The organism is Myroides fluvii, from assembly GCF_009792295.1.
Lineage (GTDB): Bacteria > Bacteroidota > Bacteroidia > Flavobacteriales > Flavobacteriaceae > Flavobacterium > Flavobacterium fluvii_A.
In genome coordinates this window covers 2,714,536-2,736,274 of sequence record NZ_CP039934.1, presented here as the reverse complement: position 1 = coordinate 2,736,274, position 21,739 = coordinate 2,714,536, and the positions used below count along the sequence as shown (strand labels likewise).

At 36.2% G+C, this 21,739-nt stretch carries 20 protein-coding genes; 9 read left to right on the top strand and 11 right to left on the bottom strand.

What is annotated here, in order from left to right:
• Positions 1-151 precede the first annotated feature (151 nt).
• From FBR08_RS12335 to FBR08_RS12325, 3 genes are all read right to left on the bottom strand, one after another.
• Positions 152-790 (bottom strand): LexA family transcriptional regulator, encoded by a 639-nt coding sequence (locus tag FBR08_RS12335; protein WP_158962992.1) that lies wholly within the window; start codon positions 788-790, stop codon positions 152-154.
• Positions 791-1,726: 936 nt separating this feature from the next.
• Positions 1,727-2,428 (bottom strand): SIMPL domain-containing protein, encoded by a 702-nt coding sequence (locus tag FBR08_RS12330; protein ID WP_158962991.1) that lies wholly within the window; start codon positions 2,426-2,428, stop codon positions 1,727-1,729.
• 91 nt (positions 2,429-2,519) lie between these two features.
• A complete protein-coding gene (locus FBR08_RS12325) occupies positions 2,520-3,167 on the bottom strand; it encodes a rhomboid family intramembrane serine protease (RefSeq protein WP_158962990.1) in 648 nt (215 codons plus the stop codon).
• 93 nt (positions 3,168-3,260) lie between these two features.
• Between FBR08_RS12325 and FBR08_RS12320 the strand changes: the two genes are divergently transcribed.
• On the top strand, positions 3,261-4,169 hold the full coding sequence (locus FBR08_RS12320; RefSeq protein ID WP_158962989.1) for a lysophospholipid acyltransferase family protein: 909 nt from the start codon (positions 3,261-3,263) through the stop codon (positions 4,167-4,169).
• Between the two features lie 97 nt (positions 4,170-4,266).
• Complete coding sequence (locus FBR08_RS12315) at positions 4,267-6,042, top strand: aminopeptidase P family protein (RefSeq protein ID WP_158962988.1); 1,776 nt, start codon at positions 4,267-4,269, stop codon at positions 6,040-6,042.
• Positions 6,043-6,082: 40 nt separating this feature from the next.
• On the opposite strand, the gene ung is transcribed toward FBR08_RS12315, so the two are convergent.
• From ung to FBR08_RS12295, 4 genes are all read right to left on the bottom strand, one after another.
• The gene (gene ung / locus FBR08_RS12310; RefSeq protein ID WP_158962987.1) at positions 6,083-6,754 is read right to left on the bottom strand and encodes a uracil-DNA glycosylase; all 672 of its coding nucleotides are present in this window, start codon (positions 6,752-6,754) and stop codon (positions 6,083-6,085) included.
• Entirely contained in the window at positions 6,754-7,494 is a 741-nt protein-coding gene (locus FBR08_RS12305) for a hypothetical protein (RefSeq protein ID WP_158962986.1), read from the bottom strand. Before FBR08_RS12305 ends, ung begins: the two co-directional genes overlap by 1 nt.
• A 255-nt stretch (positions 7,495-7,749) precedes the next feature.
• Positions 7,750-8,265: a DUF2892 domain-containing protein gene (locus FBR08_RS12300; RefSeq protein WP_158962985.1), complete on the bottom strand. Its 516-nt coding sequence runs from the start codon at positions 8,263-8,265 to the stop codon at positions 7,750-7,752.
• A 273-nt stretch (positions 8,266-8,538) separates the two neighbouring features.
• Entirely contained in the window at positions 8,539-9,210 is a 672-nt protein-coding gene (locus FBR08_RS12295; protein ID WP_158962984.1) for an HAD family hydrolase, read from the bottom strand.
• A gap of 167 nt (positions 9,211-9,377) precedes the next feature.
• On the opposite strand from FBR08_RS12295, the gene FBR08_RS12290 reads away from it, so the two are divergent.
• From FBR08_RS12290 to FBR08_RS12265, 6 genes are all read left to right on the top strand, one after another.
• Positions 9,378-9,926, top strand: coding sequence for an RNA polymerase sigma factor (locus FBR08_RS12290; RefSeq protein ID WP_158962983.1), 549 nt, complete (start codon positions 9,378-9,380; stop codon positions 9,924-9,926).
• A 46-nt stretch (positions 9,927-9,972) separates the two neighbouring features.
• Complete coding sequence (locus tag FBR08_RS12285) at positions 9,973-10,395, top strand: hypothetical protein (protein WP_158962982.1); 423 nt, start codon at positions 9,973-9,975, stop codon at positions 10,393-10,395.
• Between the two features lie 7 nt (positions 10,396-10,402).
• On the top strand, positions 10,403-10,834 hold the full coding sequence (locus FBR08_RS12280; RefSeq protein WP_158962981.1) for a hypothetical protein: 432 nt from the start codon (positions 10,403-10,405) through the stop codon (positions 10,832-10,834).
• An 83-nt stretch (positions 10,835-10,917) separates the two neighbouring features.
• Positions 10,918-12,132: an RsmB/NOP family class I SAM-dependent RNA methyltransferase gene (locus tag FBR08_RS12275; RefSeq protein ID WP_158962980.1), complete on the top strand. Its 1,215-nt coding sequence runs from the start codon at positions 10,918-10,920 to the stop codon at positions 12,130-12,132.
• Positions 12,133-12,151: 19 nt separating this feature from the next.
• The gene (locus FBR08_RS12270; protein ID WP_158962979.1) at positions 12,152-13,054 is read left to right on the top strand and encodes an endonuclease I family protein; all 903 of its coding nucleotides are present in this window, start codon (positions 12,152-12,154) and stop codon (positions 13,052-13,054) included.
• 165 nt (positions 13,055-13,219) lie between these two features.
• Complete coding sequence (locus FBR08_RS12265; protein WP_158962978.1) at positions 13,220-14,191, top strand: endonuclease I family protein; 972 nt, start codon at positions 13,220-13,222, stop codon at positions 14,189-14,191.
• 335 nt (positions 14,192-14,526) lie between these two features.
• Here FBR08_RS12265 and FBR08_RS12260 read toward each other — a convergent pair whose 3' ends face one another.
• Positions 14,527-15,531 (bottom strand): 3-oxoacyl-ACP synthase III family protein, encoded by a 1,005-nt coding sequence (locus FBR08_RS12260; RefSeq protein ID WP_158962977.1) that lies wholly within the window; start codon positions 15,529-15,531, stop codon positions 14,527-14,529.
• A 128-nt stretch (positions 15,532-15,659) separates the two neighbouring features.
• Here FBR08_RS12260 and FBR08_RS12255 point away from each other — a divergent pair, with 128 nt between their 5' ends.
• The gene (locus tag FBR08_RS12255) at positions 15,660-18,074 is read left to right on the top strand and encodes a S9 family peptidase (protein ID WP_158962976.1); all 2,415 of its coding nucleotides are present in this window, start codon (positions 15,660-15,662) and stop codon (positions 18,072-18,074) included.
• A gap of 313 nt (positions 18,075-18,387) precedes the next feature.
• On the opposite strand, the gene murA is transcribed toward FBR08_RS12255, so the two are convergent.
• The 3 genes from murA to FBR08_RS12240 all read right to left on the bottom strand — a co-directional run bounded on the left by murA (position 18,388) and on the right by FBR08_RS12240 (position 20,818).
• Positions 18,388-19,701, bottom strand: coding sequence for a UDP-N-acetylglucosamine 1-carboxyvinyltransferase (gene murA, locus FBR08_RS12250; protein ID WP_158962975.1), 1,314 nt, complete (start codon positions 19,699-19,701; stop codon positions 18,388-18,390).
• Positions 19,698-20,432 carry a DUF4290 domain-containing protein gene (locus tag FBR08_RS12245; RefSeq protein ID WP_158962974.1) on the bottom strand — a complete coding sequence of 245 codons (735 nt, stop codon included), beginning with the start codon at positions 20,430-20,432 and terminating at the stop codon, positions 19,698-19,700. The genes murA and FBR08_RS12245 overlap by 4 nt, the downstream gene beginning before the upstream one ends.
• Before the next feature lie 74 nt (positions 20,433-20,506).
• Positions 20,507-20,818, bottom strand: a complete 312-nt coding sequence (locus FBR08_RS12240) for a DUF493 family protein (protein ID WP_158962973.1) — start codon at positions 20,816-20,818, stop codon at positions 20,507-20,509.
• Between the last annotated feature and the right edge of the window lie 921 nt (positions 20,819-21,739).

Sequence of the window (21,739 nt, the reverse complement as noted above, 5' to 3'; positions counted from 1 at the left end):
TATAGAGAAGACACTCCTTGTTGCTGGTTTAATTCTTGGTAAAAGCTCCCCCTAGTGATTAGGGGGAAAACCTCGCTGAATGAGTAGTACCAAGCCTAATGGTAATTCAAATTGAGACCGTGTGAAAAATCTAATCTCTATTTGAGAATTACTAATAATCTGTCAAATTTTTAATATTCGGCAAGAATGCGCCGCGGATACAAAAAACTTCTCGGATGTCCTTAGGATCTACTAAGAAGGAATCAAAAGCTGGATTATCACTAATGAATAGCAATTCACCTTCTGGGGTATAACGCTTAAAACGATAGCATAAAATTCCCTTTCCTTCTACAACTAGTAAATAAATGTGCCAAGGTTTAATTTCACTTAAATCAATTTGTTTCGTCAATACATAAGAACTGACTTTAATTGTTGGATACATGTTTTCTACCCCTATCTGGAAGGCCATATCAATTTCTTCTTCCGTTGGAAAAACACAAGTAGGTGAAGTACCACAACATTTTTCTGCATTTAAAAAATATTCAATGTGATGATCCACCGAGATCATTTTCACACGTCTATTTTCTAAATCTACATTTAAAACTGAATTGGGGTGAGCCAAAAATAAATCGTTCAAATCGATTTTATGTTTTTTGCAGATTGCAATAATTTTATCATAACGCATGGTTTCACGCACTTTCCATGAGGATAAAGTATTAGGCTTAATTCCCAATAGGTTAGCTAACTCTAGATCATTCTTGTATCCAAGTAGTTGCTTTAATCTTTTAATTACTTCGTTTGCTTGTAACATAACTTTCTTTCTTTTTCTTAATTCTACATCTTCTTCTGTTCTCTAAAAATCAATTATCTTGCCAGAAAAATCGCAATTTTTGTTTTTACTCTAAAAAACCTTTAATAATGGTTTTAAAATAAATACTAACAATTTGATATAGTGATACATAACAAAAAAACTTCCGCTTTTTTATTTAGCTTTTTATTAACATAAAAACTTTTAGTTATCAAATAAAAATCAGGCTTTAGTACTACTGAAAACCTCAAAAAAGGATATAATTTACCTTGAATAAGTCGCAAACTATATTTCTAAAACCATCCGAAATACGAGTTTACCGACTTTTGGAATACAGAAAATCTTATATTGAGAGTAAAATATACCCTCATTGATACGAAATAAGAACAGCTATGCTATTTCACGCATAGTGATCATGAATCTTCCCTTCAAGTGCAATTAAGCAAATTTACACATTACACAAAACAAATACATTATCGCAACTATTTTTACTATTAAAACCTATTTTAATATAAAAAACAATAACAATTAAATATAAATTAGTAATTATAAACAAAAACAAACAGTTTAAAACTGTTCTAAAAACACGAGATTTACCACTTTTGGTATTGATATTTTCTCGTATTGAGGATTATCAGTTTATTTTCTCCCTAAAAAAAGCTAGATATGACATATTGTAAGTAAAAATGCTACCTCTCTTATTTTACGAAATTCGAATCCTTTTTTGCAAAAGAAAATAATAATTTTAGATAAATTCTTCTCAATAGAAAGCAGAAATAGCACTAAAAAGACTAGTAGGCTTTTTCTGTTTCCTTTCTTAAGGAGGTGGAGTACCTCATTTAAAGACAGCTTTTTAAATAATTATCACCTCAACGGGTGAACATAAAAAAAGCGTCAAGTAAAAACTACTTGACGCTTGTAAAAATACATTTATTTTTCTTATTCTAATTCAAAACTAATCGAAACGGATGTATTAATTTCAATTTCACCAACAGCTAGTGTTTGATCCATTGCTTCATCAGCTGCCGCTCCTTTCAATGCATACATTGGTCTGAATACAGGAGGCATTGATCCCCCTCCATCAGTTACCACTAATACTTTTCCTACTTTTTGACCTAAAGCCGTTGCATAATCAGTAGCTTTTTTCTTTGCCTCTTGCACGGCTAATTTTCTAGCTTCTGTTTGGTAAGAAGCCAACTGAGACGATTTGTACTCGACTCCGTCAATGCGATTCACCCCTTTTCCCATTACTCCAGCAACTAATACTTCGTATTTTGATAAATCTTCTACTGTAAGCGTAATCGTTTGACTTGCTTGGTAATAGTCTTTCTTATCTGTATAGTCTTTGTACGAATAAAAGCTTATGCGTTCGGTTTGAATATTCTTTTCCGGAACTTTCGACTCTTTTAAGTACTTTAAAACACTTGCAACAATTGCATCATTTGTTTTCTTAACTTCATCTGCTGTTTTACCTTTGTTTTCAATTCCCAATCGAATAATTGCTTGATCGGGAACTGCTTTTATTTTTCCTACCCCTTGCACTTGAATTTGAGGGATGTTATTTGCTGTTGTTGCCATTTGTGCCTGAGCTGTTAACCCCATAGCCACACAAGCACCTGCTACTAAAATACGCTTTTTCATCTTGTATATTTTCTTAATCGTTTCTAACAAATATAGCGAACTCCCCCACAAAAATGCGTACATCCTTTCTTTTATAATAAACCTTTAACAACTATAGTTTATTTGTTTTAGCTAAAATTAGGAGTAATACAATGGGAATCAACAATAAACCAATTAAAAACAATTGTTGCTGTATCAACTCTGGATAGCGAATTAACGTCAAAACTAATCCGCCAATTGCCCCGCCAAAATGGGCTGCATGTCCAATATTATCGCTTTTCTTTTTCATTCCGTATAAGCTGTACAACAAATAGCCTAAAGCAAAAATATACCCCTTAATGCCAATGGGAATAAAAAACAGGTATAATTTCAAATCAGGGTACAACAAAATAGACGCATACACAATACCTGTAACTCCCCCGGAAGCTCCAACAGCATAATATTGTCGTTGTTTAAAATACAACTGATAGGTCAATATATTGCCAATCACAATACTCAATAAGTAAATCAACACAAAATAAAAACTTCCACTTAAGGCTACTACAATCCCAGAAAACATATAAAGTGTAAACATATTAAAGGCAAAATGCATCCAATCTACATGTAAAAAACCAGCGGTAATCATGCGATAAACTTCCCCTTTTCGGATGCGATCTAAATCAAAATTGTATTTGGCGAAAAAAGAATAGTCTTGCAATCCTTTATAGGTAACAATTCCCGAGGCGATTAAAATAATTAAAACAATAGGTGCTACATCCATATTTAAATCTGTTATTTGTTGTAATTTATGTGGTTATTTTCGGGCTAAAAATAGTCTAAATCGAGTATCTTTGCTAGTAATTAAACCAAAATAATGAAGTTATTAATTTACTATATCGCCTATCCTATCTTATGGCTTATTTCTAAATTACCTTTTCCAATCTTTTACTTTGTATCCGATTGTTTTTTTGTATTGCTCTATTACATTGTGAGATATCGTCGCAAAGCTGTTACAGCAAACATCAAATTGACAATGCCACACTTATCGGATCAGGAGGTTAAAAAAACAGTTAAGCAATTTTACAAACACCTTTGTGATACGTTCTTAGAAATGATTAAAACCATTACTATTTCTGAAGAAGAACTCAAAAATCGCTTTCAATTCACCAATCTAGACACCATATTAGAGGTGGAAAAACAAGGTAAAAGTGCGTTGCTTTTTTGCGCCCACTATGCCAATTGGGAATGGCTGATTATTTTAGATAAGTTTATCAGTTTCCAGGGCTATGCTGTATATAAGAAATTGGGCAATCCTCATTTTGACAACTTATTTTTGAAGATTCGCACGCGATTCAATACGCGTTTAATCGAAATGAAAGAAACAATACGCGTGATTCGCCAAAATGAAGTGAGTAAAAACCACGGAATTTATGCGTTTATCAGCGATCAATCTCCCATGATTGGCGATGCCAATTACTGGCAAAACTTTATGGGAATCGAAGTTCCTGTATTCACTGGTGGCGAGGCCTTGTGCAAAAAGTTTGCTATGGAACCGATGTATCTCAAAGTCGAATACGTCAAACGCGGCCATTATCAAGCTACGTTTGTTCCACTGCGCAAAGAAGGTGAAAACATCAAGGACATTCCCAACTACGAATTGACCAATCGCTTTTTACAAGAGGTTGAAAAACAAATACACCAAGCCCCTGCTTACTATTTTTGGACACACAAACGATGGAAACACAGAGGTAAAAAACCAGCAAATATCAAGTCCTTTCAATAAATACCTCGGGGATCTTGACTTTTCCCCTGGTAAAACAAGTGAATTATACCAGGTATAAAAATTGCATTTCGTACCTTTAACTGAAATTACGCATATTATGACACATATAGAAAAGCTAAGCGCTATGCGTTCTTTGATGAAAGAACAAAAAATAGACGCCTATATCATTCCTTCATCGGATCCTCATATTAGTGAGTACTTACCAGAATACTACAAGTGTATTGCTTGGACTTCTGGTTTTACAGGTTCGGCCGGAACATTAGTTATTACACAGCAATTTGCTGGTTTATGGACAGACTCTCGCTATTTTGTTCAAGCAAATGATCAATTGGCAAACAGCGGTTTTGAATTAGTGAAATTAAAAGTTCAACACATGCCTGAATACGTAGACTGGATTGCTAGTCAATTTGAAACGGGTGTTGTTGCTTTTGATGGAAATTTAGCTTCTTTAGCTGTCGCCAATGCCATTCAATCTACTTTGGCTCCGATTGGATTCACAATTAATGGCCATGTTGATTTATTGGGCCCTATTTGGAAAAACAGACCTGCTTTACCTACAGAAAAAGCATATACTCTACCGTTGACTATTACAGGTCAAAGCACCACGGATAAGCTGGCAAAAGTAAGAGCAATGCTCAAACAGAAAAGAGCTACTTGCCACCTTATTTCATCTTTAGATGATATCGCATGGTTGTTAAATATTAGAGGAACCGACGTTCCTTGTAATCCAGTTACCTTGAGCTTCGTTTATCTTGATGCGGAAAAAGCAACCTTATTCATTGATGCGAATAAATTAGAAGAGACAATTAAACAAGAGTTAAACAGCTTCGGTATCGGTCTTGCAGCATACAACAGCCTACCGCAAGCGATTGCCGCTATTCCTGCAGGAAGCACAATCCTACTTGATCCTAAACGCACTTGTTTTGCAACGTATGACAGCGTACCTGCTACTGTACAGATCAAAGAGGATATGAATCCTTCTACGCTATTAAAAGCGATTAAAAACGACGTTGAAATTGCTCATGAAAGACAAGCCATGATCAATGACGGTGTTGCCATGACTAAATTCTTTAAATGGATAGAAGAAAATGTAGCTACAGGAACCCTAACGGAGCTAAATATCGCAGACCATCTCTTGGGATTGCGTGCTGCTCAACCAGGTTTTAAAGACATTAGCTTCAATACCATTGCAGGATATAAAGATCACGGCGCTTTGCCTCACTACTCTGCTGATGAAAAAAGCAGTTACGACCTAAAAACTGAAGGGTTATTATTGGTAGACTCAGGAGGACAATACGAGACAGGAACAACAGATATTACTCGTGTTGTTGCTTTAGGTGTTCCAACACAAGAAGAGAAAGACGATTATACCATCGTTTTACGAGGTACTATTGAAGGCTCAATGGCCATTTACACCAAAGGTACACGCGGTTATCAAATCGATGCCATTACAAGAAGACCTATTTGGGCTACTTTGAGAAATTACGGGCATGGTACAGGACACGGTGTTGGGTTTTTCTTGAACGTTCACGAAGGACCACACATATTCAACCCTACACCTACAGATATTGCAATAGAAAAAGGAATGATTACCTCAATCGAACCTGGGCTATATCGAGAAGGAAAACACGGAATCCGAATTGAAAACTTGGTTTTAGCAAAAGAGTTAGATTCAAACCAATTTGGAGATTTCATGGATTTTGAAACCCTAACAATCTGTTATATCGCTACAGATTTGGTCGATAAAAAATGGCTCGAGCAAACGCATATCGATTGGTTAAACCAATACAACGAATGGGTGTACAACAGCCTAAAAGATTTGTTATCTGCTGAAGAAGCCGCTTGGTTAAAAGAAAAAACCAACGCAATCTAAATAAAAAAAACCGTCTAAAATTAGACGGTTTTTTTTATTTTTATACGTGCCAATCAATTGGCAAGCGACCTACACTACTTAGGTATTCATTACTTTTAGAAAAGGGTTTACTTCCATAAAATCCTCTATAGACAGATAAAGGAGAAGGGTGAGCCGTTTCTAAGACCAAATGCTTTGTTCGATCGATCATTTTTCCCTTTTTTTGGGCATAGCTTCCCCACAAAATGAAAACAACGTGCTCTAATTGAGTTGCCACTCGTTCAATCACTGCATCTGTAAAGGTTTCCCATCCTCTTTTTTGATGTGATCCTGCCTTCGATGCTTCCACAGTTAAAGTTGCATTAAGCAACAATACTCCTTGTTTCGCCCAACTAGATAAATCTCCATTGTGAAGATTCTTAATGCCTAAATCATCCTCTAATTCTTTAAATATATTCTTTAAACTAGGAGGAAACTTCACGCCTTTGTGTACTGAAAAAGATAAACCGTTAGCTTGAAATTCTCCATGATAGGGATCTTGTCCCAAAATCACCACTTTTACATCAGAAAAATCAAGGCTTTCCAACGCTTGAAATACTTGTTCTTGAGGGGGATAAATTGTTTTTGTTTTTCTCTCTGCAGCTACAAAATTTTGTAAATCCTCAAAATAAGATTGAGCAAACTCCTCTTGTAAAACTGCATTCCAACTGGTATTCTGTAATCTAAAATTCATTATTCTATATAAACCGTTCTTCGATAAGACACGACTTGTGTTGCGTCTCTCGCTTCTATTAATATTTGATTATATTCGTTCAAGCCTTTCTTTGGTTTGACAATTTGTTGACGCACAACCCAAAAGAACTCTTTTTTATCGGGGTCGAATTCGAAAGACACAAAATCAACAGGTTCAAACTTCGTCCCTGTTTCTCTGGCAATTTGCGCTATTTTACACAAATCTAAAGAATAATCTAAGGCTAGTTTTTCTTGTGTTTCAGGTAATTTCAAAGGAGAAATAATTTGTTGATAATCGTTTAATGCAATCCCCACACAATAACTCACTCCTGCTACAGGTTCAAAATCATAGTAAAAGAAATATTTTGTCATACACTTACTCATATCGACAACTGGATATCGCGATTCAAATTTGCGTATGCTGTCATAAGCACTAATACTCACTCCTTTAAATTTTAATTTACTCACCATCTCAGAGCCAACTTTGGTAACCAAAAGATCTTCTAAATTCTGTTTTATGGCTGCAAATCCTGCCGGAGCGAGATTAATCGGTCGATTATTGTAATGATAACCTGTTGAGGACACCTCAGCATCAACGAAGTAATTATAATAGGGACAAGCATCAATAAATAAATCACTTTCGTAACTTCCCCCTACTTTTACTTTATTTTTATCTAAGCATTGGGCTTGAATTTGAACAATACTTAAAAAAAGTAAAATGACCGATAGATATAACTTCATGTTATTAATATTTTATTAAGAAATCAAAAATATAAAACTTTTCATATATTCCTTACTTTATGCGATTTATTTTATTTTTAGAGGAGGGGGTGAAGTTGTTTGTTGTTTGTTGTTTGTTGTTTGTTGTAAAATTTCTTCGTTTAAAGAATATACCTTCTTATTTCAGCAAAATCAACCGTTAACTGATAACCGTTAACTGATAACAAAAAAACCACATGCTTCTCAACATGTGGTTTTTCTTTTATTTCTAAGCGCTTACAGGCGTTTCATTTGTTCTTTCATCATTTTGATCTGATCTTTCAGCATGCCTTGTTTATCCAACTTCTGCGCTTCTCCTAACAACTTCTGCGCTTCTAACTTTCTGCGTTTCGTCATTGAGATTCCCGCCAATTGCAATTTGGCCATCGCTAAATCTTGATCCATATTTAAACCTAATTCGATTGCTTTCTTCATGTATTTTTCAGAAGCATTCAAATTCGTTTGAGAAGTCATAATTCCCATTAAGTAATTATAATACCCATTTTGCTTTCTCACTAAAGCTGTTTCAGGATTCTTAATTTTTTTCAACCATTTCTCAGCTCCTTCAAAATCTTGTTTTCTCAATTTTAAGAAAGACAACAAGATGAATTCATTTTTAAAATACAACAGTATTACAAGCCCCATTAAGAACAATAAGAAAATTCCATTTCCAATATTCGATTCAGAAAACTGCCAAACAGCCATTGCTAATACTAGTGCTGCGATACCTAATTTAATATACCTATGAAACATATGCTATAATTAACTTCATTAAGAATGCAAAATTAAAAAAATAAGCGTAGTATAAAAATTATTCCGCATAAACCTATTTTGCTTTTTGCTTTTTTGTTTTTTTTTTAGCACCTCTCTAGTAGAGAGAATACCTCCTTCTTGTAGAAAGAACTACTGCTTACTTTTGTTTGTTGACTGTTGATTGTTGACTGTTGATTGTTGCTAGTTGATTGACAAACGACAAACAACAAACGACAAACGTCAAACAACAAACGACAAACAACAAACTTTAAATTACTTCACAAAGTTCATAAGGTGACATAATTCGCGTGTATCAAAATTCAAAAAGGATTCAATAACAGCATCAGCCGTACTATAATCTTGTTGTTTTGAATTTTGACTCTTATATCCTAGTACTTTTATACCTGCGGCATTCGCGGCTTTTATTCCATTAGTACTATCTTCGATAACCAAACAATGTGCTTTTGTTGAAACTTTAGCTAAAGAAGCAGCTTGATTAAAGATCGCAGGATCGGGTTTCGATTTAGGAAAATCCTCTCCGCTTACAATATGAGTAAAATAAGGAAATAGTTCAAAACGGTTAAACACCCGGTGAATAGTACTCTTCGAAGCGGATGATCCCAAGATTAGCTCAATATCTTGTTGATGGAGCTGCACGATTAAATCTCGAACGCCTTCAATTAGTTCTAAATCGGGTTTTGTATCAAAAGACTCATTGAACAAGGCACGCTTGCGCAAAACCAAATCGGAAACCTCTTGTTCCAATTGAAAGTGTTCTTTTACTTTTTGATAGGTGTTTTTGGTAGAAAACCCAGTAAAGGAAGTATACATATCTTCAGGCACTTCAATTCCCAATTCGTCAAAATGTTGAAAATAGGCATAACGATGAACAGGTTCTGTATCCACAATTACCCCATCCATATCAAAAATAACCGTACGTAACATATGTTCTATTTTTGTGCAAAGGTAAGGGGTTTTTCACTATACCTACTAGTCTACACTAAGGATTTGACCTCATACGACTAAATAATGTTTAAAATTTAGGTGTGACTTCAACTCTTTTTATTATTTTTACGTTTACATCTCACCTCAAATTCAAATACATACTCATCTTGTCAGCGTCGGAAGAAGAAGAATTCGTGCAACAACTGCAACATATCGATACCAAAGACAATGCTTTTCGCAACCTTATCGCGCAAAACAAGACGATGTTGTATTACCATATTCGGTCAATTGTTATCCAGCACGAAGATGCAGATGATATTCTACAGGAAACCTTCATTAAAGCCTATGAAAACATTGCTTCCTTTAAAGGTCAGAGCAAACTTTCTTCTTGGTTATACCGGATAGCAACCAACCAAGCCCTTGATTTTTTAAAGCAAAAAAGTCGCTTAAAACAAGTCACCTCAGAGGAGTATAACCAACTGGTCATTGACCAAATAGAGGCTGATCCATTTTTCAATGGAGATGAAGCCACTGTGCTCTTGCATAAAGCCGTCGCTACCCTACCAGAGAAACAACAATTGGTTTTTAAAATGCGTTATTTTCAAGAACTAGATTACAACAGTATTGCTGCTATTTTAGACACATCTGTTGGGGCTTTAAAAGCGTCCTATCACCATGCAACAAGAAAAATAGAACTTTTTTTACGGGAGCATTAAACCTTTGTATTAAAAATCAGTCTAAGTAAATAGAAGTACATATAACATGATAACGAATCACAATTCTCAACACACCAGAAACGACGGTTTCAACGTTCCGGAAGGCTACTTTGATACAATAGAACAACGTCTTTTTGAACGATTAGACGGGAATGTACAACTCCGCCATAAAAATAAGCGCATTCGTCAATTGACGCCTATTAAAATGCTTGTTACTTTGGCTGCTGCAGTTGCACTCATTATGGGTATAGGTCTTTTAGTAAAACAACAAAATACCCCATCTCTTAGCAATGAAACGTTAGAGCATTACTTGGAATACAATTCGTCCTATACCTTGTCCAATGAATTTATTCAAGCTTTTGACGAAAAAGACCTCCAAGAAATGGAACAAGCGATTCAAGTGAATCAACAAGAGCTCAACGAATACGTACAGACGAATATTGATTTAGATTATTACTTAAATTACTAATTATACAATGAAAAGATTTCTATTGCTATTGATCTTCTTGTGTTTTTCGAATTTCAGCCAAGCACAACAATCATCAGATCAAATAAAATCCTTAAAAATCGCCCACTTGTCTTCGGTTTTAAACCTGAGCAGTGAGGAAGCTGAAAAATTTTGGCCGGTATACAATACGTACGACAATAAACTTTCTAAGCTGAGACATTCTGAAATCATCCACTACATCAAATCAAATGAAACGCAAGACATTGAGGGGCTAACTGAAAAACAAGCAACAGAAAAAGTACAAGCTTTACTTAGTTTTGAAGAAGATTATTGTGCACTTAAAAGTCAGTTTATTTTAGATTGCAAAAAGATTTTATCAAATAAAAAAATCCTCTTGTTGAAAAAAGCAGAAGATGACTTTAATCGAAAGTTACTTAAAAAGTATAAAGACAAAAAATAAGCTATTGAATAAAAAATAGCAAAACCTACTCCACCAAGCCTACAAAAGACCTATATTTGTAGGCTATTTTATTTATATATATAATGAGATTACACAGAAACTTAGTTTTTACCGTTATTGACTCTATCTTATTAATTTTCAACGAAGGGGAATATGCAGACAAAGTGGTTGCAAAAGCCTTGAAAAAAGACAAGCGTTGGGGAAGTGCAGACCGCAAATTCGTAGCGGAAACGATTTACGAAATTGTACGTTGGAAAAGGCTGTATACTGAAATCGCAGAAGTAAAAGAACCTTTTACTCGCGATGATGCATGGCGTATTTTTACCGTTTGGGCTGTATTAAGAGGGTACAACTTACCGGATTGGAAGTATTTCGAAAATGCTCCTATTCGCCGAATCAAAGGTAGATTTGATGAACTAAGTAAAATCAGAAAATTCAAAGAAGCGATTCCAGATTGGATGGATGAATTGGGCGTAAAAGAACTAGGTGAAGAACTTTGGTCTAAAGAAATAACAGCGCAAAACCAACAGGCACAGGTTATCTTACGTGTCAATACATTAAAAACAACACGTAAGAAATTACATGCTATTTTGATGGATTTAGATATTGAAACCATTCAGCCTGAAGAATATCCAGATGCACTAATTTTAAAGGAAAGAGCCAATGTATTTTTAACAGATGCGTTCAAAGAAGGCTTATTTGAAGTGCAAGATGCCTCTTCTCAGCTGGTAGCTCCTTTCTTGGGGATTCAACCAGGGATGCGCGTAGTAGACACTTGTGCTGGTGCTGGAGGAAAAACGTTGCACATGGCTGCCTTAATGGAAAACAAAGGGCAAATCATTGCTATGGACATCTATGAAAGTAAGCAAAAACAGCTAAAAATTAGAGCAAAAAGAAATAGCGCATTCAATATAGAATACCGCATCATTGAAGGAACAAAAACCATCAAAAAATTACACGACAAAGCGGATCGCGTATTGATTGACGCTCCATGTAGTGGTTTAGGGGTTATCAAGCGAAATCCTGATACCAAATGGAAGTTACAGCCTGAATTTATAGAGGAAATCAAACAAGTACAACAACAAATCCTACAAGATTATTCAAAAATCGTTAAAGTGGGTGGAAATGTAGTATATGCTACGTGTTCTATCTTGCCTTCTGAAAACGAAAAGCAAATTGAAAAATTCTTGGCTTCTGAACACGGACAGAATTTCAAATTCGTTAAAGACCACAAAGTATTGGCACACCAATCTGGTTTTGATGGATTCTACATGGCGTTGTTAGAAAGAATTAAATAAGAGCGAAGTCGATTACGATATGGAAAAGCATTTCATCGTTGTTTTGTTCGCTTCTTTACTCCTTGGTTGTAGCTGTACAAAAAACAAAATACAACCTACCTCTGGTTTTCATCCAGAGGAAACAATACAAACAGGAGCTACTGAAACAAAACAAGGGATTACTTATGCAATTCCTCAATCGTTAAAGGCCTACTATAAGGAAATCAATTTTTCCGAGTCTAGTTTGACTTTACAAGAGGATTTAGGTCAATTAACAACGCAAAAACACACCCATCGTCTTACGTATAATGAGTTGTGGGATGTGCTGAAAATAACGGATTTAACCGCAGCTGCCAATGAAGTGTATTTACTTTATGGCGAAAAGGGAACGCTTCAAGGAAAAAAGGCCTACGTTCGAGGAAAAAATCAAAACGGAGGACGCCAACATCAATGGAATAGAGAACATGTGTATGCGCGTTCTTTGGGCACACCTAAGCTAGAGCAATCCAGTACTGGAGCCAATGAGGATGCTCATCATATCAGACCGGCGGATGTGCAATGGAATGCGCAACGCGGCAATAAGAAATTTGCGCAAGGATCGGGAGCAGCAGGAGATGTAGAAGGCGGATGGTATCCTGGCGATGAATGGAAAGGCGATGTAGCGCGTATGATGTTTTATATGTATATCCGCTACCCCAAACAATGCTTGCCTTCTAACGTTGCTGTAGGAGAAACGAATAAAACGGATCGCAACATGATTGATCTACTCTTACAATGGAATACAGAAGATCCCGTTTCAATCATTGAAATACAACGCAATGCATATTTGAGTAATCCTGAAATTCAGGGTAATCGAAACCCATTTATAGACAACCCTCATCTAGCTACCCGTTTATGGGGTGGCCCTGAAGCAGAGAATAAATGGCAAACAAAACACGAGTAAAGAGCAAGTAATCAGTTAAAATCTTGCATCAATACAGCATAGAAAAAGACAACAAAGAGGTCGTAGTATTTCCTTTTTTGTTGTCTTTTTTTTATACACAGCTGAAAACTTCACCCCACACATCTTTGGCAAACTATTTGGACAATCTTCTGCAAAACTCACAAAATGCAACAATACAACCAAACTTCTGCCCAAGCCTTTTCTCGAGCTATTTTTCAGGCTTTATTTCTATTTTTTCTCGCATTAGGTTGCTCCAAGAGCGACTCTAACTTAGGTGATGAACCTCAACCTATCGCTCTACTTCCCAATGGATCGGTTGGTCTGTATTATCAATCGATTGACTTTACAAAAAGAGGAATAGCACTAAAACAACAATTAACACAACTGCTTTCGTCCACCCATCACCCCTTAGAGCACTATACCCCTGATCTTTGGAACGCCTTGTTAGTCACCGATATAAACCCAGATAATTCCGAAGAGATTATTCAACTTTACGGTCACCCAAAAGGACAAGAACAATATACCTATCAACAACGTACACAAAGTAAGTACAACAATAATATACACGCCTATACCAGTAGCCTCGATCGCAAGTCAGTATGGGAACGGGAGCACGTCTTTGCAAAGGCAAATGCCGCCCCTCGTTTGGCCACGACTATAAAAGACAAACAGTACAACCCGCATTTTCCCACTAGTCTCTTTGCGGGTCTCGATGCTCATCACTTACGGGCAGTCAATGGGTATATAAACAATAGTCGCAGCAACCTAAGATTTGCTGCCGGATCTGGTCCTGCTCAAAAATCAAATGGCGGTTGGTATCCCGGAGATGAATGGAAAGGCGATGTCGCTCGAATGATGATGTACATGTATGTTCGATACGGAAATCAATGCTATCCACCCTATAACGGACTCGGAAACATCAGTAATCTCGATGGCATGTTAGATCTCTACCTACAATGGAATGCAGAAGACCCCGTCTCCGATTTTGAACGTTTTAGAAATGAATACCATGGAAATCCCAAAAATCCCTATTCACAAGGAAACAGGAATCCCTTTATAGACAACCCTTACCTCGCTAATGCAATTTGGGGTATGGATGGTCAATATACAGCAAAAAATGAATGGTCAAAAAGGTAAACAATTGATGCATAACATGCGCCAATCGCTATAAGCTTCATTTTTTACTAATGCGGTGAAATAGATAGCGAGGAGCTAAATATTCAAAAAAAAAGTCCAGAACAACATACCGCTTATAAAAAAAGAAGTACGAGGTTCTGAACGAATAAATTATAATGGGTATACTCCGAAAACAATAACAGACAAAAGAGGAATATACAGGCCCCAAACAACAGCAGGTTAGCCTTTAGTTCGTCTTTCTAGATAGGGATGCTCAAAATAGGCTCGCCTGTCCTTGCTATTTATCTTATCAAATTTCATCTATCTGAACTACTTTTCTAGCTAAGATAAAAGATTTACCATTTTAACACCACACTCCCCCAAGTAAAACCACTTCCAAAAGCAGCTAAAACTACTACATCTCCTGTATTAATCTTGCCTTGCTCCCACGCTTCTGTCAAAGCAATCGGCACAGAAGCTGCTGTTGTATTTCCGTATTTTTGGATATTATTGTACACTTGATCATCTGACAATCCAAACTTTTGCTGAATAAACTGAGAGATGCGCAAATTGGCTTGATGCGGAATCAACATATCAATATCAGAAACTTGTAACTTATTTGCTTCTAGCCCTTCCATGATAACTTCACTAAAACGCACCACGGCATTTTTAAATACGAATTGACCATTCATATGAGGTAAATAACTCAAATCATCTGGGTTGTTGTCTTTCAAAATATCAGACACCCATCTTCCCCCCATTCCTGGCGCAAGTAAAGCCAATTCTTCTGCATGTTCTCCTTGCGAGTGAATGTGTGTAGATAAAATTCCAGTTTCATCTTCAGAGCGCGTTAAAATGGCTGCTCCTGCTCCATCACCAAAAATAACAGATACAGCTCTTCCTCTAGTAGTCATATCCAAACCTGCTGAATGTACTTCTGACCCGACAACTAAAATAGTTTTATACATACCGGTTTTGATGTATTGATCCGCTACAGATAACGCGTAAATAAAACCAGAACACTGTGCTCTAATATCTAAAGCAGCTACTGTATTTAGACCTAGTTCTTTTTGTAACATCACACCAGGTCCTGGAAAATAGTAATCTGGACTTAGTGTAGCGAATACAACAAAATCAATATCTTTAGCTTCTACTCCAGCTCTTTCCATCGCTTTTTTAGCTGCTTTCACTCCCATTCCCGAAGTAGTATCTTCTTCCAAAACCTTATGTCTACGCTCGTGAATTCCCGTTCTTTCAACGATCCATTCGTGATTTGTATCCATTATTTTTGACAAATCGTCATTGGTTACTACGTTATCGGGTACATAATAACCTAGACCCGAAATCTTTGATCTAAACATATTTATCTGATTTAATTTGTTGAAGCAAAGGTAAGTTTTTTGTGTATTTTAAAAAACACCAACTAAAAAAAGCGTTTATTTTATAAATATTCCACGTATATTGCTCGGATAAACTAAAACAATCTAAAATGAAGATTTTAAAAACTTCTTTATTCTCTCTCTTTTTAATTACATCTATGTTTGCACAAGAAAATGTAACCTACCAAAAGCCTTCACAAGAAATTTTGCAATTGGCAGAATTTGAGCGTGCTCCTTCTATCTTTATGGATAGCAAGATGGAGTATATGCTTTTGAGTTACCGCAGTACGTACAAAACATTGGATGATTTAAATGTGGAAGAGATGCGATTAGGCGGTTTACGAATCGATGTAAACACCAATATCTCCAGTACACTTACGTATATTGAAAACTTAAAAGTTAGAAAAGTAAAAGACAAAACGGAAATTCAAGTCAAAGGCTTACCCGCTAATCCGAGAATTTCGAATTTATCGGTTTCACCCGATCAAACGCAAATCGCTTTTACCAATACAGTTGCTACTGGGGTTGAATTATGGGTTCTTGATTTCCGTACAGCGGAAGCCAAAAAGCTAACGGACGCAAATTTAAACGCCAACCTAGGTAATCCTATTACGTGGTTAAGAGACAATCAACAAATTTTGGTAACTGTTATTCCCGCCAATAGACCTGCTTTAGTAGATACGAAAAAGAACTTACCAACGGGTCCGATTGTTTCTATTAGTGAAGAAGGTATTGTTTCACAAAACAGAACCTACCAAGATTTGCTAAAAAACAAAACGGATGAGGCCAATTTTGAAACTTTAGTAACGTCTGAATTATACCTTGTTGACTTAAAAGGCAACAAGAAGCTATTCAAAGAAGCTGCTTTATATGCGAGTGAATCGATGTCACCTGACGGGAACTACATTATGTTAACTACCTTAGAGAAACCGTTTTCTTACCTCGTTCCTTTGAGTCGTTTTCCGATGAAAACTAAGGTATACAACATGGATGGAACCTTAGTAAAAGAAGTAAATGATGTACCTTTAAATGAAGTCATGCCAAAAGGATTCATGGCTGTCCGAGAAGGAAAGAGAAGCATGCAATGGCGTGCGGATCAACCTGCTACTTTATCTTATGTTGAGGCCTTAGACGGGGGTGATCCTGCAAAAGAGGTTGAATATAGAGATGAATTATTCACTTGGGATGCTCCATTCACTACTACACCTCAATCTATCGTTAAATTATCACAGCGTTATGCCGGCATTACTTGGGGAAATAATCAGGTGGCTTTGGTAGCAGACCAATGGTACGATACACGTAATATCAGACAATTCTTGATTAATCCATCTACTTTCAACGCAAACCCTGCAAAGGTTGAAGATAGAAATTCACAAGATGTTTACAGCGATCCAGGAACTTTTGAAACAAAAAGAAACGAATATGGTCGTTATACCTTAGCGATTGACAACAATAAAATGTACTTGATTGGGGAAGGATTTACACCAAAAGGCCAATTTCCTTTTATTGATGAGTTTGATTTAACTACCTTAAAGACAAAACGTTTGTACCAATCCACGTACACAACGAAAAAAGAAAGTATCCAATCAATTGAGGATATAAAAAAAGGATTGGTATTGGTATCGATTCAATCAGCAACGGAATATCCGAATTACTACTTCAGAAATATCAAGAAGAAAAACGATATCAAACCGATTACAACTTTTAAAAATCCATTTGAAAGCTTAAATGGGGTATACAAAGAAGTAATTACCTACAAAAGAGCAGATGGCTTAGAACTATCTGGAACATTGTATTTACCTGCGAATTACGACCGAAAGAACAAAACAGAGAAATTACCTTTATTAATTTGGGCTTATCCAACAGAATATAAAGATAAAAATAGCGCTGGACAAGTAACGTCTAATTCAAGTGAATTTACTTTTCCATACTATGGATCATTTGTATATTGGGTAACGAAGGGGTATGCGGTATTGGATGATGCGGCTTTCCCAATTGTGGGTGAAGGAACGGAAGAGCCAAACGACACCTATATTGAGCAATTAGTTGCCAATGGTAAAGCAGCTATTGATGCTGTTGATGCTTTGGGTTTTATTGACCGTTCAAAAGTAGGCGTTGGTGGACATTCGTATGGTGCATTTATGACGGCTAACTTATTAACGCATTCCGATCTATTTGCAGTAGGTATTGCTAGAAGTGGGGCGTACAACAGAACGTTGACTCCATTCGGATTCCAAACGGAACAACGAAACTATTGGGAAGTTCCTCAGGTTTACAATACCATGTCTCCTTTTATGAATGCGGACAAAATGAAAACACCGATGTTATTAGTACACGGTGAGGCAGATAACAATCCAGGAACATTCACTTTGCAAACGGAGCGCTATTTCCAAGCGTTAAAAGGATTAGGAGCACCGGTTCGAATGGTTATCCTACCGAAAGAAAGTCACGGTTATGTTGCCAAAGAAAACATCCTACATTTGTTGTGGGAACAAGATCAATTCTTAGAAAAATACCTTAAATAAAAAAAAGCTCCTAAAAATAGGAGCTTTTTTTGGAGAGAGGAAAAGAGAAAGGAGAAAAGAGTGGATTTTCGGATTAAAAAAATCTTCTTTTAATCGGAAAATCCACCACCTCACCGTCTCAACAAATAACGAATATAAAAAAAGCTTGCGTTTCTAAACGCAAGCTTTTTTTATATTGTTAATTTCACTTCTCTCCTCTTTATCTCACCGAGTTACTATTTTATTTTGGTATTCGATGAATCTTCACTACGTTACGATTTACGCTACGCTCCGATTTCCTCTCTCTTCTTTCTTCTCTCCTCTCTCCATTAACCTATTCGTCAACGCGTTCTATTTTCGCTCCTAATGCGCGTAAACGCTCATCGATTCGTTCATACCCGCGATCAATTTGATCAATGTTTTGAATCACGCTGGTTCCTTGGGCAGATAGTGCTGCAATTAATAAGGAAATCCCTGCGCGAATATCCGGTGACGACATACGGGTTGCCTTCAACTGTGATTTAAAATCATGTCCAATCACTACTGCGCGATGTGGATCACAGAGGATAATCTTCGCTCCCATGTCAATTAATTTATCTACGAAGAACAAACGGCTTTCAAACATTTTTTGGTGAATCAATACCTCACCTCTCGCTTGTGTTGCAACAACCAAAATAACACTCAACAAATCAGGTGTTAATCCGGGCCAAGGAGAATCGGCAATCGTCAAAATCGAACCATCGATAAAACTCTGTATTTCGTATCCTTGTGTATGTGCAGGAATATAGATATCATCTCCTCTTTTCTCAAGTTGAATTCCCAATCTCCTAAATGTATTAGGAATAACACCTAAATGCTCCCATCCTACATTTTTAATGGTCAATTCACTTTTAGTCATTGCTGCTAAGCCAATCCAAGAACCGATTTCAATCATATCAGGTAAGATACGATGTTCACATCCTGATAATTTTTCTACCCCTTCAATAGTCAAGAAATTAGAACCAACTCCTGTAATTTTGGCTCCCATGCTGTTAAGCATTTTACACAACTGTTGTAAATAAGGTTCACAAGCTGCGTTGTAAATCGTTGTTGTTCCTTTGGCTAAAACAGCAGCCATTACGATATTAGCCGTTCCTGTAACAGAAGCTTCCTCTAACAGCATATCTGTACCAATCAATTGCTCTGCTTCAACTCCATAGAAATACTCTTCTCTATTGTATCGAAACGTAGCTCCTAAATTGATAAATCCTTCAAAATGGGTATCCAAACGACGTCTTCCGATTTTATCTCCACCTGGTTTTGGGATATACCCTTTACCAAAACGTCCTAAAAGTGGCCCTACCATCATGATAGAACCTCTTAAAGCCTTTCCTCCTGCTTTAAAATCTTCTGAAGTTAGATACTCCATATTCAGATTATCTGCCTGAAAAGACATTTTATTTGGAGCTAATCTTTCGATTTTCACCCCTAAAGACTCCAATAATTCGATCAATTTATTGACATCAATAATAGCTGGAATATTGGAGATTATTACTTTCTCATCTGTTAACAACACAGCACAAAGCACCTGTAGTGCTTCGTTTTTAGCACCTTGTGCATATACTTCACCTTTTAGTTGGTGACCGCCTTCAATTCTAAATGTACTCATTGCTTTTTACCTTTTGCTTGATAATTCTGCTTGCTATACTTTTTATTGTTGTTATTATTGTTGTTACTTCCTTTTTGATTATTCGAACTACTTGGGTTGTTGTTATTTGAATAATTGCTTTTATTGGATTGTTTTCGATTCACCTGAATCAGGTTCGCCGTAGTAGACAACTCTTCTTCTTGTTTAGATAAATTAATTTTTCCGTCTGAAAGCTCGCTTAAATGCTCGAAAATCACTTCGTCTTTCACATTGTCCTTATTCCAGCTTAAGTAACTTTTTTTCATGTGATTTGCAATGACAATAATCAAAGCATCTCTCATTTCACCTTCTTCAAATTTCAAAGCTTCTGCTATCATACTTTTGATATTATTGCCGTAATAGCGATAACTCAGCTGTTTTTTTGGATAGGGTAAAATTTCTGGTTTTGCATACACCGTTTCTCTTGTCGCAATGGGAAATGGACAAGCAACATCCAACTTAAAATCAGAAATCATAAAAAGTTGATCCCATAATTTATGCTGAAAATCAGGAACATCACGCAAATGTGGGTTCATATCCCCCATCACGCGAATAGCGTAATTTACGGCTTTATTTCGCTCCTCTTGATCTTCCATCAAGGTAATTTGCTCAATCATCATCTGAAGATGACGTCCATAATCGGGGATGACTAATTTATTAGCGGCTGTATTATAGCCTAAATGTGTTACTGCTTCTGCGGAGTTAAATTTCATCTAATTGGTGTTTACAAAGTTTGGCTATCTGCCTGAGTTATAAAAATATAAAACTTTCTAGGATAAAGCAATTTTTACAGTGATAATAACCCTTCAATAGTTGATAGTTCAATATACTTATCAACAATGGCTTGTGCACTAACCATGTGCACTCTTATCGATACACTGGTAAAAGTACCTTTACTCGAATTTCTGAAGTTAATTACGGGATTCATTCCATCAAAAGCACGTTCAATTTGAGCAATCTTACGCTCGTCTGCAGGAACAATAAATTTATACAAATATTCATTCGGCCAAGTTCGCTCAAACTCCAGCTTTTCTTTCAAGCTTTCGTAAAATTCTTTCGTCTTAGTATCCATACTTTCTTTTGGTGCAAATATACGCATTTTGATTGGTAAATACTGTATTGGAAAGAGGAAATCGAAGCGAAGCGGATATTCATCGCTTACCAAAAATACAATAGTAATTCGGGGAGAGAAAGAAGAGCGAAGTTACCTTTACTCCTGTTCTCGTTGCCATACTAAAAAAACAAAAACAACTGTACAATACTCCCTTCCGTATTCTTCCCATTTTGGGATAAAAAAGGTATAAATCTCCTTTTTTGTCCAGTAAAATAAAACATAACCCACTTATAATCAATACCGTAAAAAACATTCACTTGTAGTTCCTTTTGGGTTTGTTTTGGGTTTGCTTGGGGTTTGCTTGGGGTTTGCTTAGTTTTAGGGCCTTTTACCAAACAAACACATAACAAAGAGAAAACAAACGCATAACGAAGATTTAATGGATCCTAAGAAGAATCTCACTAACCACAGGGTTTATTGAAAATCAAATGATGAAAACATCTGCCTTGCGCCAGCCTTACCTTGGTTACAAAACAAGGCGTATACCAACCAACCTAAGCCTTCCTTAGATGTATTCCACGACCAAGCTAGTCATTCAAAATATGGATTGAGCAACGTCATACTCACTCTTTTGGGAAGAGTTACAACTAGTTCCACACTGGATTCTACTAATACTAATAATGATACAACAACTGATACAAGTAGCGAACAACAACCGACACAAGTGGCGAACAAGAAGTGGTACACATATTAAAACAATATAAACATAATAAACGAATAAACAATACCAAAGATTTAAAAAAATTATTCCAATTAAAAAATAAATTTTATGAGCCCTACTTTTGTTGTTTACTGTAATTATCTGTGAACGTTATAAAAAGTGAGGTAGTGATACTTTTTTGTGAAGTCGTGAAGGGGTGAATTTCCTTATTTCACAAAATTCTCCGCTCTCCGTTCTCCCATTTG